Annotated in this window: 16 protein-coding genes and 1 riboswitch; of the genes, 6 read left to right on the top strand and 10 right to left on the bottom strand. The window is 68.8% G+C overall.

Annotation, left to right across the window (positions count from 1 at the left end):
• Positions 1–10: 10 nt before the first annotated feature.
• Complete coding sequence (locus AB0J64_RS02535) at positions 11–1,450, bottom strand: hypothetical protein (RefSeq protein ID WP_364019415.1); 1,440 nt, start codon at positions 1,448–1,450, stop codon at positions 11–13.
• Positions 1,451–1,802: 352 nt separating this feature from the next.
• On the opposite strand from AB0J64_RS02535, the gene AB0J64_RS02530 reads away from it, so the two are divergent.
• From AB0J64_RS02530 to AB0J64_RS02520, 3 genes are all read left to right on the top strand, one after another.
• A complete protein-coding gene (locus AB0J64_RS02530; protein WP_364019412.1) occupies positions 1,803–3,278 on the top strand; it encodes an AMP-binding protein in 1,476 nt (491 codons plus the stop codon).
• Positions 3,279–3,365: 87 nt separating this feature from the next.
• Entirely contained in the window at positions 3,366–3,728 is a 363-nt protein-coding gene (locus AB0J64_RS02525) for a DUF4190 domain-containing protein (protein ID WP_364019409.1), read from the top strand.
• Positions 3,729–3,868: 140 nt separating this feature from the next.
• The gene (locus AB0J64_RS02520; RefSeq protein ID WP_364019406.1) at positions 3,869–5,515 is read left to right on the top strand and encodes a DNA repair helicase XPB; all 1,647 of its coding nucleotides are present in this window, start codon (positions 3,869–3,871) and stop codon (positions 5,513–5,515) included.
• A gap of 218 nt (positions 5,516–5,733) precedes the next feature.
• On the opposite strand, the gene AB0J64_RS02515 is transcribed toward AB0J64_RS02520, so the two are convergent.
• Positions 5,734–6,072, bottom strand: a complete 339-nt coding sequence (locus tag AB0J64_RS02515) for a hypothetical protein (RefSeq protein ID WP_364019403.1) — start codon at positions 6,070–6,072, stop codon at positions 5,734–5,736.
• Between the two features lie 229 nt (positions 6,073–6,301).
• On the opposite strand from AB0J64_RS02515, the gene AB0J64_RS02510 reads away from it, so the two are divergent.
• Both AB0J64_RS02510 and AB0J64_RS02505 read left to right on the top strand, forming a co-directional pair.
• The gene (locus AB0J64_RS02510) at positions 6,302–8,311 is read left to right on the top strand and encodes an AAA family ATPase (protein ID WP_364019400.1); all 2,010 of its coding nucleotides are present in this window, start codon (positions 6,302–6,304) and stop codon (positions 8,309–8,311) included.
• Positions 8,312–8,389: 78 nt separating this feature from the next.
• The gene (locus AB0J64_RS02505; RefSeq protein ID WP_364019397.1) at positions 8,390–8,920 is read left to right on the top strand and encodes a YbhB/YbcL family Raf kinase inhibitor-like protein; all 531 of its coding nucleotides are present in this window, start codon (positions 8,390–8,392) and stop codon (positions 8,918–8,920) included.
• An 80-nt stretch (positions 8,921–9,000) separates the two neighbouring features.
• Here the strand turns inward: AB0J64_RS02505 and groL are convergent, their stop codons facing one another.
• From groL to AB0J64_RS02480, 5 genes are all read right to left on the bottom strand, one after another.
• Positions 9,001–10,626: a chaperonin GroEL gene (gene groL, locus AB0J64_RS02500; protein ID WP_345001424.1), complete on the bottom strand. Its 1,626-nt coding sequence runs from the start codon at positions 10,624–10,626 to the stop codon at positions 9,001–9,003.
• A gap of 451 nt (positions 10,627–11,077) precedes the next feature.
• Positions 11,078–11,278: a cold-shock protein gene (locus AB0J64_RS02495; protein ID WP_238503559.1), complete on the bottom strand. Its 201-nt coding sequence runs from the start codon at positions 11,276–11,278 to the stop codon at positions 11,078–11,080.
• 244 nt (positions 11,279–11,522) lie between these two features.
• Positions 11,523–11,798 carry a MoaD/ThiS family protein gene (locus tag AB0J64_RS02490; RefSeq protein ID WP_345001418.1) on the bottom strand — a complete coding sequence of 92 codons (276 nt, stop codon included), beginning with the start codon at positions 11,796–11,798 and terminating at the stop codon, positions 11,523–11,525.
• Between the two features lie 24 nt (positions 11,799–11,822).
• Complete coding sequence (gene thrC / locus AB0J64_RS02485) at positions 11,823–13,055, bottom strand: threonine synthase (RefSeq protein ID WP_364019391.1); 1,233 nt, start codon at positions 13,053–13,055, stop codon at positions 11,823–11,825.
• A 13-nt stretch (positions 13,056–13,068) separates the two neighbouring features.
• Positions 13,069–13,210, bottom strand: a riboswitch (SAM riboswitch).
• Between the two features lie 79 nt (positions 13,211–13,289).
• Entirely contained in the window at positions 13,290–13,844 is a 555-nt protein-coding gene (locus tag AB0J64_RS02480) for an RNA polymerase sigma factor (RefSeq protein WP_360678901.1), read from the bottom strand.
• A 31-nt stretch (positions 13,845–13,875) separates the two neighbouring features.
• Between AB0J64_RS02480 and AB0J64_RS02475 the strand changes: the two genes are divergently transcribed.
• Positions 13,876–15,306 carry a trehalose-6-phosphate synthase gene (locus AB0J64_RS02475; protein WP_364019388.1) on the top strand — a complete coding sequence of 477 codons (1,431 nt, stop codon included), beginning with the start codon at positions 13,876–13,878 and terminating at the stop codon, positions 15,304–15,306.
• Between the two features lie 47 nt (positions 15,307–15,353).
• On the opposite strand, the gene AB0J64_RS02470 is transcribed toward AB0J64_RS02475, so the two are convergent.
• From AB0J64_RS02470 to AB0J64_RS02460, 3 genes are read right to left on the bottom strand one after another with little or no spacing between them, the layout of a single operon-like run.
• Positions 15,354–15,926 (bottom strand): hypothetical protein, encoded by a 573-nt coding sequence (locus AB0J64_RS02470; RefSeq protein ID WP_364019385.1) that lies wholly within the window; start codon positions 15,924–15,926, stop codon positions 15,354–15,356.
• Between the two features lie 35 nt (positions 15,927–15,961).
• On the bottom strand, positions 15,962–16,732 hold the full coding sequence (gene otsB / locus AB0J64_RS02465) for a trehalose-phosphatase (RefSeq protein WP_364019382.1): 771 nt from the start codon (positions 16,730–16,732) through the stop codon (positions 15,962–15,964).
• Between the two features lie 39 nt (positions 16,733–16,771).
• Positions 16,772–17,071, bottom strand: a complete 300-nt coding sequence (locus AB0J64_RS02460; RefSeq protein WP_345001405.1) for a DUF3263 domain-containing protein — start codon at positions 17,069–17,071, stop codon at positions 16,772–16,774.
• Between the last annotated feature and the right edge of the window lie 73 nt (positions 17,072–17,144).

The following is a 17,144-nucleotide window of genomic DNA, read 5'->3' as shown; positions in this document are numbered from 1 at the left end:
GTGTGCGGGGTCAGGAGCCCGTGGCAGTGGTTGCGGCCAGGGCGATCAGGGTGCGGGCGTGGGCGTCGTCGCGTTTGCCCGCCTGACGGAGCAGCAGCGCCAGCGATCCCCTGGCCACCGTCGCCACGGGTCCGTCGCAGGATGCCAGCCGCCGTAGGTGCCGCAGCGCGTCGACCGGGTACCGGACGGACAGCCCGCCGCCCAGCGCCACCGCCGCCGCCGCGGCCCGTGGGTCCCCGGGCTCGTCGGCCCAGGCCAGCGCGAGCCGCAGCGCCTCAGGGGCGAGCGTGTCGTCGGCGCACATGTACGACAGCGCGTTCCCCGCCGCCAGCGGCTCCGCGCCACCGCCCCGCGCCCACACCTCCAGGAACTCCTCCCGGACCTCCCCCAGCGAGTACGCCGCCAGCGACGCCACGCCCTCCGAAGCCCGTACCGACTCCTCGAGGCCCTCCAAGGGCAGCGACCGCACCCATTCGCGCAACGGCTGCCACAGCCAGAACCCGTACCGTCCGACCAACTCGGCGAGGACCTGGCCACGGTGGTGCGGCGCCAGGAAGCCCACCCGCCCCTCGTGAAAGCCGATCAAGGGATGAGGAGCGCCGGCCGGCCGGGGCCCGCGCTTCTCGTGCGTCTGACAGATCCGCTCGAGCCGGGCGAACTGCCGCTCGAACACCGGCTCGGCCGCCCCGTGCAGGAACGCCAGCGCCGCCGCCTCCCGCACCTCGTGCAGCGGCGGCTTGGTGTCGAACCAGGCCGCCACCTGCTCCCCGGCCGGCTCCTCGCCCTGCGCCAACCGCGTGGCCAGGCTCACGACCTCGGCCGGCGTCGGCAGGACCAGCGCCAGGTCCCTGGCCCGGGCGAGCTCCTCCGGGGTCCGCACGGCACGCACGTCGTACGTCCTCAGGCAGAAGTCGAACAGCTCCCCGGGGTCGGGTGCGGACCACGGCTGCTCCACCTCGACCGCCTGCGAGGGTGCGCCGTTCCTGGTGATGACCAGGTACGAGCCCAGCTCGGCCAGCTTGCGCGCCAGGTTGACCAGCTCGACCCTGTCGGTGCTCTCCGTGATCCAGTCGTGCAGCAGGTACGCCCTGCCCGGCTCGTACTCGGTCCTGGACAGCAGCTCGGCGGCGGTGCGGGCGGGCGAGAGCACGGTGATCGCGTCGCCGTCGGCCAGGGACATGCGGGAGAGCAGGGCCATGGCCCCCGATCGTTTGCCCGTCTCCTCCTCGCCCACGAGCACGAGCAGGTGGCGGACGGAGAGCCGGCGCACCGCCTCGGGGAAGCAGTCGGGCTCCAGGTAGGAGCGCAGGAGCGCGTCCGCCTCCCGCCTGCTGAGGTCTCTGGTGACCGGCGCCGCGACCGACCGTACGTAGTCGGAGATGGTTATGAGGTGCCGGCGGAGCGTTCTGTCGTCGAGATCGATCTCGCCCGATTCAGGCGTTTCGGCCACGAAAGTCACCTCAGGGTTGACTGGAAACTTTTCTACGGAAAATATCGTCGCCTAACAAGTTTCTTCGCTTAATACCGGACGGTCGCGCAGAGTCACGACCCCTGCCCGACCAGGCTTTTCGCGCGAGACTCACCGCCAGGGCCGCTGTCGCGGACGTGTCGATCATGTCCTCCATTGCTCTCGGCAGGCCCCACGGCCCCTAGGTCTCCACCATTACACGATCTAGACGAACGAGAGAACAAGAATAGCCACAAGGGAGATATATCGCCATTTACTCCCCAACCCCGCTCTGTCCACTGAGCGTAGTCAAGCCTTGACGGCAGAACCTCGATCACATCAGGTTGGGCATGTGATGAGCGAGCAAACGTTGGGCCGGTTGGCCGAGGAGTCATGGGGCCGCTTCGACGATCACGATGCGGTCTTCTACGAGGGGGTCTGGCATCGCAGTCACGTGCTCGCCGAGCGGGCGCGCCGGATGTGCGGCGGCTTCGTCGAGGCGGGGATCAGGCCAGGTGACCGGGTGGTCGTGATGATGGCGACCTCGCCGGAGGTGCCGCTGATCTACCAGGCGCTCTGGGCCGCGGGCGCGGTGGTGACGCCGGTGGTGTTCCTGGTGGGCGCCGAGGAGCTGCGGCACATCCTGCTCGACAGCGGCGCGTCCGCGATCGTCACCTCGCCCGAGCTGGCGGAGACCGTACGGGCCGCCGCCACCGATATCCCTATTTATGTGGACACGGGCGAGCTGGAACGAGCGTCCGAACGCGGCCCGGTGACCAGGGACCCGGGCGATCTGGCGGCGCTCATGTACACCGGCGGCACGACCGGCAAGGCCAAGGGCGTCATGCTGAGCCACCAGGGACTCTGGAAGGTGGCCAAGGACGTCTGGGACACCTCCCACCAGGAGGGGAAGAACCGCGCCCTGCTGCCGGTGCCGCTCTCCCACGCGTACGGGCTGATCATCTCGGTCGCCTCCATGCACGCCACGGAGCCGCAGCAGGCGGTGCTGATGCGCCGGTTCGAGCCGGAGGCGTTCCTCAGGCTGGCCGCCGAGCAGCGCGTCCAGTTCGGCACCGTCGTGCCCACCATGATCCAGCTGCTCCTCGCCGAGCCGCTCGAGTCGCACCCGCTGCCCGACCTCTCGTACCTCACCTGCGGCGCGGCGCCGCTCGGGAGGGACGTGCTGGAGGAGTTCGAGCGCAGGATGCCGGGCGTGCGGATCCTCGAGGGGTACGGCCTGACCGAGACCAGCGCCGTCACCACGTTCAACCCTCCGGACGGGCGCAAGGCGGGCAGCGTCGGCCTGCCGCTGCCCGGCTACACGATCACCATCCGCGACGGCGACGGCGAGGCGGTGGAGATGGGGGACGTCGGCGAGGTCTGCGTCTCGGGGGACTCGCTGATGCTCGGTTACTGGGGCGAGCACGAGCCGGACCCCGAGGGCACCGCGCTGGTCGGCGGCGAGCTGCGTACCGGCGACATCGGCTGCCTGGACGACGACGGCTACCTCTACATCGTCGACAGGAAGAAGGACCTGATCATCCGCGGCGGCTTCAACGTGTTCCCGCGCGACGTCGAGGACGCGCTCAACCGGCACCCCGACGTGGTGAGCTCGGGCGTCGTGGGGCGGCCGGAGCCGCGGATCGGCGAGGAGGTCGTGGCGTTCGTCCAGCTCCGGCAGGGGGCGTCGGTGACGGCCGAGGAGCTCATCGAGTGGGCGCGCGAGCGGGTGGGCCGGGTGAAGTATCCGCGGGAGGTGCGGTTCGTGGACTCGGTCCCGGTCACGAGCGTGCTCAAGCTCGACAGGAAGGCCCTGCGGGCGCGGCTCTAGATCCGCCTCGATCCCCTTGCCGGATCGCGCACTCAGGTCAGGCACGTCGCATTTCCGTGATAAGTGTTGACGTGTCTGGAGGTGACCATGAGCCAGGAAGATTCGTCGGGCTATCCGTACCAGCCCTATGGCGCGCCCTACGGCGAGCAGCCGCCCCCGCAGTACGGCTACGGCTACGGCTATCCCCCGCCGCCGCGCAACGAGGGGCCCAGCGCCAACGCGATCGTCTCGCTCGTGCTCAACCTCCTCGCGCTCGTCTCGTGCTGCAACATCCTCGGCCTGCCCGGCGCGATCCTGGCCGGCCTGGCGCTCGGCAAGGCCCGCACGGAGCCGCAGGCCGCCCGCACGATGGTGATCTGGAGCTGGGTCCTGTTCGGGGTCGGCTTCGTGCTGGGCATCGCCGTCTTCCTCTTCCTGGGGCTCGCCGGCTACCTGGACGACCACTCCTGAGCCCTGCCACGGCACTTCGGCGGGGCTTCTTGGACTAATCCGGGCTCGCGGGTTGTTGGAGTCTCGGAGCGGGGGAGCCGGGATCAGGAGACGATGGTCCTGTTGCGCGAGGCCCCCGTACGACACCACGGAGAATCCCAGTGAGCGATGGACCGCTGATCGTCCAGTCGGACAAGACGCTGCTGCTCGAGGTCGACCACGAACGCGCGGGCGAGTGCCGTAAGGCGATCGCGCCGTTCGCCGAGCTCGAGCGCGCTCCCGAACACGTGCACACCTACCGCGTCACCCCCCTGGCCCTCTGGAACGCCCGCGCCGCCGGACACGACGCCGAGCAGGTCATCGACGCGCTGATCAGCTTCAGCCGCTACCCCGTGCCGCACGCGCTGCTGGTGGACATCGCCGAGACCATGGCCAGGTACGGCCGGCTCCGGCTGGAGAAGGACCCGGTCAACGGCCTGGTGCTGACCTCCACCGACCGGGCGGTGCTGGAAGAGGTGCTGCGCTCCAAGAAGATCCAGCCGATGCTGGGCGAGCGGCTCGGCGCCGACTCGGTCATCGTGCACCCGAGCGACCGCGGCAACGTCAAGCAGGCCCTGCTCAAGCTGGGCTGGCCGGCGGAAGACCTGGCCGGCTACGTGGACGGCGAGGCCCACCCGATCAAGCTGCTGCAGGAGGGCTGGGCACTGCGGCCGTACCAGCGGGAGGCGGCGGACGCGTTCTGGAACGGCGGCTCGGGCGTGGTCGTGCTGCCCTGCGGCGCCGGCAAGACCATCGTCGGCGCGGCCGCCATGGCGCACGCCCAGGCCACCACGCTCATCCTGGTGACGAACACGGTCTCGGCCCACCAGTGGAAGACCGAGCTGCTCAAGCGCACGTCGCTGACCGAGGACGAGATCGGCGAGTACTCCGGCTCGAAGAAGGAGATCCGCCCGGTCACCATCGCCACGTACCAGGTGATGACGACCAGGCGGAAGGGCGTCTACTCGCACCTGGAGCTGTTCGACGCCCGCGACTGGGGCCTGATCGTCTACGACGAGGTGCACCTGCTGCCCGCGCCGATCTTCAGGATGACCGCCGACCTGCAGGCCCGCAGGCGCGTGGGGCTGACCGCGACGCTGGTGCGCGAGGACGGGCGCGAGGGCGACGTGTTCTCGCTGATCGGTCCCAAGCGGTACGACGCGCCGTGGAAGGAGATGGAGAACCAGGGCTGGATCGCGCCCGCCGACTGCGTGGAGGTGCGTGTCACGCTCACGGACGAGGAGCGACTGGCGTACGCGATGGCCGAGTCCGAGGAGCGCTACCGCTTCTGCGCCACCACGCCGTCCAAGACGCACGTGACCGAGGCGCTGGTCCGCCGCCACCTCGGCGAGCAGGTGCTGGTCATCGGCCAGTACATCGACCAGCTCGACGAGCTCGGCGAACACCTCAACGCGCCGGTCATCAAGGGCGAGACCCGGATCAAGGAGCGCGAGCGGCTCTACCAGGCGTTCCGCGACAAGGAGATCCAGGTGCTGGTGGTGTCGAAGGTGGCCAACTTCTCCATCGACCTGCCGGAGGCGGCCATCGCCATCCAGGTGTCGGGCACGTTCGGCTCACGCCAGGAGGAGGCCCAGCGGCTCGGACGGGTGTTGCGGCCCAAGGCCGACGGCGGGGGCGCACGGTTCTACACGATCGTGAGCAGGGACACGGTGGACCAGGAGTTCGCGGCGCACCGTCAGCGGTTCCTGGCCGAGCAGGGGTACGCGTACCAGATCATCGACGCTGACGACGTGTTCGGCGAGGTGTGATGCCCGGCCGCTCACCTCGAGCGGCCAGGCATGTTCAACGTGGTGTCACGTCCACGAGACTCCTCGGGCCGAAGACAATCGAACCACCCCCCTCACCTGCGTACTATCACGCCGCCTGCGACATACCCCCATGATCCGACAAACCCACCTGAAATGCCCGATTTTTTCGGTATTGGCCGTTAGTTGCCAGCCAGCGGGGCTCGCTGCGCGGGGGGCTGCTATCGCACCATCAGACCGCCGAGGAACAGCACGCCCTCCGCGGCGATCCAGGCGAGCACGCCCGCGCCCATGATCCGCCCGAACGTGCGCGGGTCGTTCCTGGACCACGGGAGGAGCCAGGCGGCCACCGTGCAGCAGGCGGCGAGCACGGCGAACAGCCCTGACACCGTGGAGACCGTACCGAGACGTTGTGAGCACGTCGAAGCGGACTCGCCGCCTGCGCAGAACGCCTCCAGGCCCCAGTCCGCGAACACCGACAACGCCCAGAGGGCTGCTAGCAGGAAGCTCGCGATCGTGGGGATGATCGGCGAGAAACGCAGCTGAATCCGCGCCACCATCCGTCCCTACCCCGCCCGGACAACCGCTACTCCGCCCGTCCCCGACGGCCTCCGCCACGCATCTCCTCCCCGCACCGGCGCGCGAGGGGGCCCGCGCGGGACCCACTCACCTCCCGCCACAGGGCCGGACACGGGCGGTAAATGCTTTGGAAGCCGCCCAGAGTCGCCACTAGACTGGCCGATTCGCTGCCTTGACCACCTCCGTTACCACCCAGGGAGGCGCTTTCGCATGCCCGGACACCAGTTGGCCCCCGACATACCCTCCGACGTGCTCGCCGCCGAGCAGGCTCACCTGGCGGAGTCCAGAGCCGCGCTGAAGGCCATGCGCGCACACGCCCAGTCGCTGTCCGCCGACGCGGCGGGTGACTGGGTCTCGCAGCAGATCCTCCAGGCCCTCCTCGACCAGCGGGTGGCCGCGCTCGCCGACCATCCCGACACGCCGCTGTTCTTCGGCCGCCTCGACCGCGCCTCGGGCGACGACCTCCCGAGCACGATCTACGTCGGCCGCCGCCACGTGCACGACGGCCACAGCAAGCCCCTGGTCATCGACTGGCGCGCCCCGGTGTCGCGGGCGTTCTACCAGGCCAGCCCCGCCGATCCCATGAGCGTCGTACGGCGGCGCCGCTTCGGCTACCACGGCGGCGCACTGACGGCGTTCGAGGACGAGCCGCTCGGCGAGGGCGTCGAGATCGGCCCGTCGAAGATCCTCACCGAGGAGATCGAACGCCCCCGAACCGGCCCGATGCGCGACATCGTCGCCACGATCCAGCCGGACCAGGACGAGATCGTCCGCTCCACCCTGGCCCAGACGGTATGCGTCCAGGGTGCCCCAGGCACCGGGAAGACCGCCGTGGGCCTGCACCGGGCGGCGTACCTGCTGTTCACCCACCGCGAGCGCCTCGCCAGGGCCGGCGTCATGATCGTCGGACCCAACCGCGCCTTCCTCTCCTACATCTCCTCCGTACTTCCCGCGCTCGGCGAGGTCAAGGTCGACCAGACCACGGTCGCGGGACTGCTCGGCGAGCACGCGGCGCCGGAGGACCCGATGGTGGCGGCCGTGAAGGGCGACGCCAGGATGGCGCCGGTGCTCGAGCGCGCGCTCTGGCTGCACATCGTGAAGCCGGAGGAGGGCATCGTCTTCACGAAGGGGGCATACCGCTTCCGGGTGGCCGACTACGAGGTACGCGAGATCGTCGCCTCTCTGCGCGGCACGACGCGATACAACCCGGGCCGGGCGGCGCTGGCCCAGCGGCTGGCTCATATGGTGCTGGTACGAATGGAGCAGCGCGGCGAATCGCCCGACGACCGGGTGCAGGACGCCGTGGCCAGGTCGAAACCGGTGAAGCAGCTCGTGGATACGGTCTGGCCAAAACTAACGCCAGAACAGGTCCTTTATCGCCTGCTCTCCGACCCGGAATTTCTCGCTGCCGCCGTCAAAGCAGCTAAATCCGATTTGTCGCCCGAAGAGCAAGAAATGCTCATTTGGCGGAAGCCGTACCGGAGCTGGAAGTCCGCCAAATGGTCGGCCGCTGACGCCGCGCTCCTGGACGAACTCCGCGACCTGATGGAACGCACCCCGTCACTCGGCCACCTGGTGGTGGACGAGGCCCAGGACCTCTCGGAGATGCAGCTGAGAGCGCTCGGCCGCCGCTGCCGCAACGGCTCGGCCACCGTACTGGGCGACCTGGCCCAGGGCACGACCCCGTGGTCGACCAGCTCGTGGAAGTCGGTGCTCGAGCACCTGGGCCAGCGCGAGGGCGAGGTGACCGAGCTGACGCTCGGCTTCCGCGTGCCGAGGGAGGTCCTCGACTACGCCGCGCACCTGCTCCCCTCCATCGCCCCCGACCTGGCCGCTCCCCGCTCGCTCCGCCCAGGCGTCGGCTCGCTCACCGTACGTCCCGGCGGCTCGGTCGCGGAGGCCGCCGCGGAGGCCCTGGCCAAAGAGGGCTCCATCGGCGTCATCGTCCCGGACGCCCTGATCGCCGACGTCTCGCGCGCGCTGGCCGGCATTCCCCATGCCGTGCTCGACCCGGACTCCGCCGAGGAGCACCGCCTGTTGATCGTCCCCGCGACCCTGGCCAAGGGCCTGGAGTACGACCACGTCATCGTCGTGGAGCCTGCCGACATCGTCGCGGCCGAGCCCCGGGGCCTGGCCAGACTGTACGTGGTGCTGACCCGAGCGGTGACGTCGCTGACGGTCCTGCACGACAAGCCCCTGCCCGCGCAGCTGCCGGCGTAGGCGCGATCACCTGACCGGCGGCGGGCACGGCCGCTTCTAGGATGGCTGAGCAAGCAGCTCTCAACCTAGGAGGACGCCGTGCCCGCACCGCTGCCACACGAATACCTGCCGTCGGTTCCCGCGCTCGTGGTCGAGAGCGACGACGTCCGGGACGGAGAGAGGCTGAGCGACCTCCACATCTTCAACGACTGGGGCATGACGGGCCAGAACCAGTCACCCCATCTCCGCTGGTCGGGCGCGCCCGCCGAGACCCGTGGCTACGCGGTCACCTGCTACGACCCCGACGCCCCCACGGGCAGCGGCTTCTGGCACTGGCTGCTGTTCGACCTGCCTGCCTCCGTGACAGAGCTGCCCGCGGGCGCGGGCAACGGCCCCGAGTTCAAGGGCCTGCCCGCCGGGGCGATCCACGCCCGCAACGACTACGGCAAGAAGGAGTACGGCGGCGCGGCCCCGCCTCCTGGCGCCCCGCACCGCTACGTCTTCACGGTCCACGCGCTGGGGGTCGACAAGCTGGGCGTGGACGGCGACGTCAGCCCGGCCGTGGTGGGCTTCAACATCACCGCCAACACCCTGGCCCGCGGCCACATCATCCCCGTCTACGGGGTATGACCAGCGGATCTGTCCTGAAACGCACAAAGGCGGCCCGGGGAGACCCCGGGCCGCCTTTCGCTCTTGCGGCGAGGAGAGACCTAGAAGTCCATGTCGCCGCCGCCCGGCATGGCCGGAGCGGCAGGGGTCTTCTCGGGCTTCTCCGCGATGACGGCCTCGGTGGTGAGGAAGAGCGCCGCGATGGAAGCGGCGTTCTGCAGCGCGGAGCGCGTCACCTTGGCCGGGTCGAGGATGCCCGCCTCGAACATGTTGACGTACTCGCCGGAAGCGGCGTTCAGGCCCTCACCCGGGGTGAGGTTGCGAACGCGCTCCACCACGACGCCGCCCTCAAGGCCGGCGTTGACGGCGATCTGCTTCAGCGGCTCCTCGAGGGCCTTGCGCACGATCGCCGCGCCCGTGGCCTCGTCACCGTTGAGCTCGAGCTTGTCGAACGCCTTGGCGCCGGCCTGCAGCAGCGCCACGCCACCGCCGGGCACGATGCCCTCCTCGACGGCCGCCTTGGCGTTGCGCACGGCGTCCTCGATGCGGTGCTTGCGCTCCTTCAGCTCGACCTCGGTCGCGGCGCCGGCCTTGATGACGGCCACGCCGCCGGCCAGCTTGGCCAGGCGCTCCTGGAGCTTCTCGCGGTCGTAGTCGGAGTCGGTGCGCTCGATCTCGGCGCGGATCTCGTTGACCCGGCCGGCGATCTGCTCGGCGTCACCGGCGCCGTCCACGATCGTGGTCTCGTCCTTGGTCACCACGACCTTACGGGCGCGGCCGAGCAGGTCGAGGGTGGCGTTCTCGAGCTTGAGACCGACCTCCTCGGCGATGACCTGGCCGCCGGTCAGGATGGCGATGTCGTTGAGCATGGCCTTGCGGCGGTCACCGAAGCCCGGAGCCTTGACCGCCACGGAGCGGAACAGGCCACGGATCTTGTTGACGACCAGGGTCGCCAGGGCCTCGCCCTCGATGTCCTCGGCGATGATCAGCAGCGGCTTGCCCGACTGGACGACCTTGTCGAGCAGCGGCAGCAGGTCCTTGTTGGCCGAGACCTTGCTGTTGACGATCAGGATGTACGGGTCCTCGAGCACGGCCTCCATGCGGTCCGAGTCGGTGACGAAGTACATCGACGTCATGCCCTTGTCGAAGCGCATGCCCTCGGTGAGCTCGAGCTCGAGGCCGAAGGTGTTGCTCTCCTCGACGGTGATGACGCCTTCCTTGCCGACCTTGTCCATCGCCTCGGCGATGAGCGAGCCGATCTCGGGGTCGGCGGCGGAGATGGAGGCGGTGGAAGCGATCTGCTCCTTGGTCTCCACGTCCTTGGCCAGCTTGGAGAGCTCCTCGCTGACGCGCTCGACGGCGGCCTCGATGCCCTTCTTCAGGGCCATCGGGTTGGCGCCGGCGGCGACGTTGCGCAGGCCCTCACGCACCAGCGCCTGGGCGAGCACGGTGGCGGTCGTGGTGCCGTCGCCGGCGACGTCGTCCGTCTTCTTGGCGACTTCCTTGACCAGCTCGGCGCCGATCTTCTCCCAGGGGTCCTCGAGCTCGATCTCCTTGGCGATGGACACACCGTCGTTGGTGATCGTGGGAGCGCCCCACTTCTTCTCCAGCACGACGTTGCGGCCCTTGGGACCCAAGGTCACCTTGACGGCGTCGGCGAGCTGGTTCATACCGCGCTCGAGACCGCGCCGGGCGTCCTCGTCAAACGCGATCATCTTGGCTGCCATAAGGCTAGACCTCCCAGATGCAGGGTGGCTTGTCGTGGACCGAGCCGACGCCCGCGACGGCATGGGTCGGCGTCTCCTTCGGCAGACCCCATCGTCCCGATCCGATCGTTGGCACTCTGCATCAGAGAGTGCCAACGAACTGTTTAGCACTCTACCCTGCCGAGTGCAAGCGAGAGGACACCCACCGGGTGTTCCTTCCCTGGTGGGGGTACGCCGACGCCTGAACACGCGTTGCCTGGACTGAGGAACGCAGGGAGCGAAGCGACCGGAGAGACGAGGGAAGGCGACGGCTTTCAGCGACCGAGCCGCCTCTGCGGAGCAGAGGCAATAAGCAGAGCGCGGCGAGCTGCCCCATGCGGCTCGCCGCACCCGAGTCGACGAAAGAGAGGTGGCAGGTTCGCACGGACTGCGCTACCGCGCGATCCTGCCGGTGCATACCAGGTGGGGCGTGTCAGACCGCGCGAACGGCCTCTGCCTGGGGACCCTTCTGGCCTTGCGTGATCTCGAACTCGACGCGCTGCCCCTGTTCGAGAGCTCTGTACCCGTCCATCAGTATCGCTGAGTAATGGACGAATACATCCTTACCACCGTCTACCGCGATGAAGCCGTAGCCCTTGTCCGCGTTGAACCACTTGACGGTGCCCTGCGCCACTTCCGACTCCTCTTACTGGGCCCACAGATCTCGCCCATTCCTCCGCGAGACCCGTAATCGACTGACATAACGGAAAATCGGCCAGACGATCGCCCTCGACCATACCTGTGGCACGGGGTTTGGCAACAGAGTCAATCCGCAAAAGAAGCATTTCTCCGCACCGAAGCTCGATGAAACGTTCATTTGCCCTGGAAAAGCAGAAGGCGCCCACAAGGGGCGCCTTCAAGGATGTGATCTATAGCACTCAGCCGCCGGCGACCGCCGGGATGATAGAGATCTGAGTGCCCTCAGGGGCTGCAGTGTCGAGCCCCTCGGCGAATCGGACGTCCTCTTCCCCAACGTAAACGTTGACGAAACGACGAATCTTGCCCGATTCATCCAAAATTCTCGCGCCGATCCCCGGGTAGTCGGAGTCCAGCTTGATGAGGACGTCACGAAGAGTCGCGCCCTCGCCACTGACTTCCGCGTTACCCCCGGTGTACGTGCGCAGAATGGTGGGAATCCGCACAGTAACGCTCATGGTTAAACTCGCCTTTCCTGGTTGTCAGACAGCCGCGCGGAACGCGTCGAGGGAGGGCCGGATCACGGCCGTGGGCTTGGCGTCGTCGCTGATCGCGTCGAGCGTCTTGAGTCCGTCGCCGGTGTTGAGGACCACGGTCTCGGCCTCGGGATCGAGCCGCCCGCTCTCGGCGAGCTTCTTCAGCACGCCCACGGTCACCCCGCCCGCCGTCTCGGCGAACACGCCTTCGGTCGAGGCCAGCAGCTTGATCGCGGCCACGATCTCGGCGTCGGTGACGTCCTCGACGGCCCCGCCGGTGCGCCGGGCGATGTCCAGCACATAGGGCCCGTCGGCCGGGTTGCCGATGGCCAGGGACTTGGCGATGGTGTCGGGCTTGACCGGCTGTACGACGTCGTGCCCCGCCTTGTACGCGGTGGAGACCGGCGAGCACCCGGCCGCCTGCGCCCCGAAGATCTTGTACGGCGTGTCCTCGACCAGTCCCAGCTGCACCAGCTCCCGGAAGCCCTTGTCGATCTTGGTGAGCTGCGAGCCCGAGGCGATGGGGATGACGATCTGCTCGGGCAGCCGCCATCCGAGCTGCTCCGCGATCTCGTACGCGAGCGTCTTCGAGCCCTCGGCGTAGTACGGCCGCAGGTTGACGTTGACGAACCCCCACTTGTCACCCAGCGGGTCGCCGATCAGCTCGGAGCAGAACCTGTTGACCTCGTCATACGTGCCGTCGATGCCGATCAGCTTGCCGCCGAACACCCGGGCCATGGCGATCTTGGCCGCTTCCAGGTTGGCCGGGATGAACACGCACGCCTCGAGCCCGGCCCGCGCCGCCGCGGCGGTGACCGCGCCCGCGAGATTGCCGGTGGAGGAGCAGGAAAGCGTGTGGAAGCCGAAGTTACGGGCCGCCTCGACGGCGATGGCGACCACGCGGTCCTTGAATGAATGGGTGGGGTTGCCCGAGTCGTCCTTGACGTACAGGGACTTGAGACCGAGCGCGCGCCCGAGGTTTCCGGCCTTGACCAGTTTGGTCCATCCCGGGTTCATGTTGGGCTTACTGGCGACATCGACAGGAACGGGGAGCAACGACCGGTAACGCCAGATGTTGGACGGACCCGACTCGATGTCCGCGCGGGTCACGGTGCCGAAGGAATAGGCCGCTTCGAGCGGCCCGAAACACTCCTGACACGCGAAGCTGGGACCGAGGGGGTAACGCGTACCGCATTCGCGGCAGGACAGACCGACAGCAGGACCAAAGTCGAGCGACATGAAGCGAGGCCTTCCCTCATCTTCGCCCGCGGCCACCTTGACCGCAGACCGGAATTGGCACCTTGTCCCGGTCGGCCTCGCCAGGTCGCGAGCCTCAAGCCGGGAGGGTTGCCGGGGCTTCGTAGGGCCGGTCCCTCCACCCCTCTGGATGAGCAATATTCAGTTGTTGAAATGGACTCTACCTGCCCAGGGGGCCTAAATGGCCACTTGTCTCAACAGGTGAGATGCGATGTCTCAACGATAGTCCTCCCCCAGCACTCCCTGCACGTATTTCCGCGCCTGGTGAATGCGCGACTTGGCGGTGCCGAGCGGGATGCCGAGCTGATCGGCCACCTCGTTGTAGTCGAGCTGGACGATGTCGCGCAGCACCAGCGCCTGCGCCAGGTCGGGCTTGTCGGCCTCCAGCGCCTCCATGGCGTCCAGGAGGTCGAGCCGCGATCCGGCGATCACGCTCACCCGCCGCACGTCGGGCTTCTGCATGGGCAGTTCGTCGGAGCTCTGCTCGGCCGCCCTGCGCTTCAGCGACCTGTACGTGGTGCGCGCGCAGTTGGCCGTCACGATGTGGAGCCAGGTGCTGAACCTGGCTCTGCCCTCGAACCGCCCGATGTTGCGCGCCACGGCCAGCAACGTGTCCTGCGAGGCCTCCTCGGCGTCCTGGTGGTAGGGCAAGATCCGGGCGCAGTGACGCATCACATCGGGCTCGATCCGAGCCAGAAGTTCGCCAAGTGCGCGATGATCTCCGGCTGCGGCGGAACGTGCGAGTTCCTCGGTTAGCTCATCAAGCGCCATAGCTGGGATCCTATGGGCGAAGGGAGCCTAGATGAACAGCGTTCTGGTGGCCTCCAACAGAGGACCCGTCTCGTTCACCGTCTCCGACGACGGCGAACTGACCATGAAACGCGGTGGCGGCGGCCTGGTGTCCGGGCTGTCCGGGGTGGTCAGGAAGGACGGCGTGCTGTGGGTGTGCGCGGCGCTGTCCGACGGCGACCGCAGCGCCGTCCGCCTGGCGCCCGGCGGCAGGATCGATCAGGCCGGCTACGACACGGGCCCGCTGCGCATGCTCGACATCCCGCCCGCCACCTTCCACCGGGCCTACAACTCCGTGGCCAACTCCACCCTGTGGTTCGTCAACCACCTGCTCTACGACATCCCCAACTCGCCCAACTTCGGCACGAGGTTCGAGCGCGAGTGGGAGTCGTACCGCGACTACAACGGCGCGTTCGCGCTGGCGCTGGCCGAGGAGGCCGGTCACGGCGCCCGCGTGATGGTGCAGGACTACCACCTGACGCTGACCCCGGCGATGCTCCGCGCCGAGCGGCCGGACCTGCGCATCGCCCACTTCAGCCACACCCCTTGGGCGCCGCCCGAATACTTCTCCCTGCTGCCCGACGAAGTGGTCGGAGAGGTCCTGGAGGGCATCCTGGGCGCCGATCATGCCGGGTTCCTCACCGACAGGTGGGCGCAGGCGTTCATGGACTGCTGTGAGGCGCTCCTGGGCGCGGAGGCCGACCGCGCCGGCCGCAGCGTCACCTACGAGGGCCGGACCACCCGCATCGGCGTGCACAGCCTGGGCGTGGACGGCGAGGCGCTGTGGGAGCGGGCCTGCGAGCCCGATGTCGAGTCGCACATGGCCGCGCTCAGGGAGCAGGTGGGCGACCGGCGGCTGATCGTCCGCATCGACCGCACCGAGCTGTCGAAGAACATCGTGCGCGGCCTGATCTCCTACCGCGAGTTCCTCGACGCGCACCCCGAGTGGCACGGGAAGGTGGTGCATCTGGCGTTCGCCTACCCGAGCCGGCACGACCTGCCCGAATACCGCGAGTACACCGCGTCGGTGCAGCGCCGCGCTCAGGAGATCGAGGACGAGTACGCCACCGAGGACTGGGACCCGCTGATACTCAACGTCAACGACGACTACCCGCGCTCGCTGGCCGCGTACCGGATGGCCGACGTGCTGCTGGTCAACCCCATCCGCGACGGGATGAACCTGGTCGCCAAGGAGGGCCCGGTCCTGTCGCCGCGCTGCGCGCTGGTGCTCTCACGCGAGGCGGGGGCGGCGGCCGAGCTGGGCCCGCACGCGCTGCTGGTGAACCCGTACGACATCAGCGGCACGGCCGCCGCGCTGCACCAGGCGCTCGTCATGCCGGAGGACGAGCGCCGGATGCGGCGCGACAAGCTGCACGCGGCGGCCACCGCCCTGCCGCCGCAGAAGTGGCTCGCGGCCCAGCTCGACGCACTCGCCGAGATCTGAACGCACTCGCTGAGAGCTGAGGCACTCGCTGGGATCTGGCGCGCGCCTCAGCTCCAGTCGGCGTTCTTGAGCGTGTCGGCCAGGCCCGGCGTGTTCCACTGGTCGACGACCAGGATCTTGCTCTTCGCCAGGTACCACTCGCGCTGCGTGAAGTGCGTGTACACCTTGTTGCCGGAGTAGGAGCGGCACGTGGACCGCCACGCGTTGTACGTGGCCTTGTGCCCCTCCCCGACCTGGCGCAGGCCTCTCGTCACCTTCGGGCCGATGATCTCGCCCCACTTCGGGTTGAACGGGCAGGGCTGCACGTCGCTGGCCGTGTAGAAGGGGTTCTTGCCGGTGTAGGGCCCGAATCCCTCGGCGCCGCGCTTGATGTACTTGGGGCCGAAGACGTAGAACGCGTCACACTTGGACGAGCCCCAGCCCTGAGGCTTGGCGCACTTGCCGGTCACGACCTGGACCGCGTCGGTGCCGGTGCCGTAGACCTTCCACTGGATGGGGATGTAGAGGGTCAGGCCGTTACGCAGCTTGAGCGGCTGCGCGGTCGCGGCGTTCGCGGGCACGGCGGCGGCGAGGAGGGTGGCCGCGGCCACGGCCGAGGCGGCGAGATATCGCTTGAACATGTGCCCGACCCTAGAGATCGGGACTTGCAAACCAATCACGAACGGCTGAAAGCGGACGCCAGTTCGTGCAGCAGGGCCACCACTCCGTCGGGCCCTTCCACCACGATGTCGGCCTGCTCGGCCAGGGCGGTGACCTCGGCGGAGCCGCTGCACACGGTCACACCGGGCAGCCCGGACGCGCGTACGGCCGCGAACGCGGCCAGGTCGCCCAGGTCGTCGCCGACGAACATGACGGACCTCGCCGCCCGCTCGGCCAGGAACAGGCTGAGCGCCTGCCCCTTGTCCATGCCGGGCGGCCGCAGCTCCAGCACGAAGCGCCCGGGCTCGACCACCAGGTCGTGCTTCTCTGCCAGCTCGGCCAGCGGCTCGCGCAGCCTGGCCAGCGCCCCCTCGGGGTCGGGGCTGCGCCTGGTGTGCACGGCCACGGCCCGGACCTTGTCCTCCACGGTCACGCCCTCCAGGGCGAGCTTGTCGAGCAGCAGCGGCAGCTCCGCCTCCGCCCGGAGCACGCCCGCAGGGGGCGGGGGGCCGGAGATCCGGCCGTTCTCCCAGCGCTCGAAGCCGTAGTGCCCGAGCACGACCAGCCCGGGCACGTCGGCCAGGCCGGGGCCGAGCTCCAGCGCGGTGGCCGGCGGCCTGCCGGTCACGATGGCGACCGCCAGGACGTGGGCACCCAGCGCGGCGAGCACCTCGGGGGCCTTCGGGTGGATCACGGCCTTGGCGGGGTCGGGCACGATCGGCGACAGCGTGCCGTCGAAGTCGAGCCCGATCACGGCGCCTGCCGGATCGCTCAAGATCGCTTCCATTCCAGGGATGTTCCTCACGCGGCTGCCGTACCCAGCCGATCAGGGACGCATGCCGAGCCTCCTGGCCGCACGGTCACGCTGGCGGCTGGACCGTAACCTGCGCAGCCTCTTGACCAGCATGGGATCGTGCTCGAGCGCCTCCGGTCTGTCGATCAATTCACCGAGCAACTGGTAATAGCGCGTGGCGGAGAACCCGAAGCTCTCCTTGATGGCCTGCTCCTTGGCGCCCGCGTAACGCCACCACTGGCGCTCGAAGGCGAGGAGCTCGATGTCGCGTTCTGAGAGTGGTTGGCGGGACGGTTCCTGGGCAGCATTGTCACCGCTGAGCGGTGCTCCCATGGTGTCCTCCTCGAAAGGGGCTTGGGTCGATGCACGCATGCGGCCCGTCCCAATCGTAATGTGCCGAGTGCGG

Origin of the sequence: Nonomuraea sp. NPDC049695 (assembly GCF_040674955.1) — a bacterium.
Taxonomy (GTDB): domain Bacteria; phylum Actinomycetota; class Actinomycetes; order Streptosporangiales; family Streptosporangiaceae; genus Nonomuraea; species Nonomuraea helvata.
The sequence above is the reverse complement of the archived record's forward strand: the minus strand, read 5'-3'. Positions and strand labels throughout refer to the sequence as shown.

Excerpts from the sequence above, each read along its gene's own strand:
- AB0J64_RS02530 (WP_364019412.1), top strand. The coding sequence starts at position 1,803 with ATGAGCGAGCAAACGTTGGGCCGGTTGGCCGAGGAGTCATGGGGCCGC.
- AB0J64_RS02525 (WP_364019409.1), top strand. The coding sequence starts at position 3,366 with ATGAGCCAGGAAGATTCGTCGGGCTATCCGTACCAGCCCTATGGCGCG.
- AB0J64_RS02515 (WP_364019403.1), bottom strand. The coding sequence starts at position 6,072 with ATGGTGGCGCGGATTCAGCTGCGTTTCTCGCCGATCATCCCCACGATC.
- AB0J64_RS02510 (WP_364019400.1), top strand. The coding sequence starts at position 6,302 with ATGCCCGGACACCAGTTGGCCCCCGACATACCCTCCGACGTGCTCGCC.
- groL (WP_345001424.1), bottom strand. The coding sequence starts at position 10,626 with ATGGCAGCCAAGATGATCGCGTTTGACGAGGACGCCCGGCGCGGTCTC.
- AB0J64_RS02490 (WP_345001418.1), bottom strand. The coding sequence starts at position 11,798 with ATGAGCGTTACTGTGCGGATTCCCACCATTCTGCGCACGTACACCGGG.
- thrC (WP_364019391.1), bottom strand. The coding sequence starts at position 13,055 with ATGTCGCTCGACTTTGGTCCTGCTGTCGGTCTGTCCTGCCGCGAATGC.
- AB0J64_RS02480 (WP_360678901.1), bottom strand. The coding sequence starts at position 13,844 with ATGGCGCTTGATGAGCTAACCGAGGAACTCGCACGTTCCGCCGCAGCC.
- AB0J64_RS02475 (WP_364019388.1), top strand. The coding sequence starts at position 13,876 with ATGAACAGCGTTCTGGTGGCCTCCAACAGAGGACCCGTCTCGTTCACC.
- AB0J64_RS02470 (WP_364019385.1), bottom strand. The coding sequence starts at position 15,926 with ATGTTCAAGCGATATCTCGCCGCCTCGGCCGTGGCCGCGGCCACCCTC.
- otsB (WP_364019382.1), bottom strand. The coding sequence starts at position 16,732 with ATGGAAGCGATCTTGAGCGATCCGGCAGGCGCCGTGATCGGGCTCGAC.
- AB0J64_RS02460 (WP_345001405.1), bottom strand. The coding sequence starts at position 17,071 with ATGGGAGCACCGCTCAGCGGTGACAATGCTGCCCAGGAACCGTCCCGC.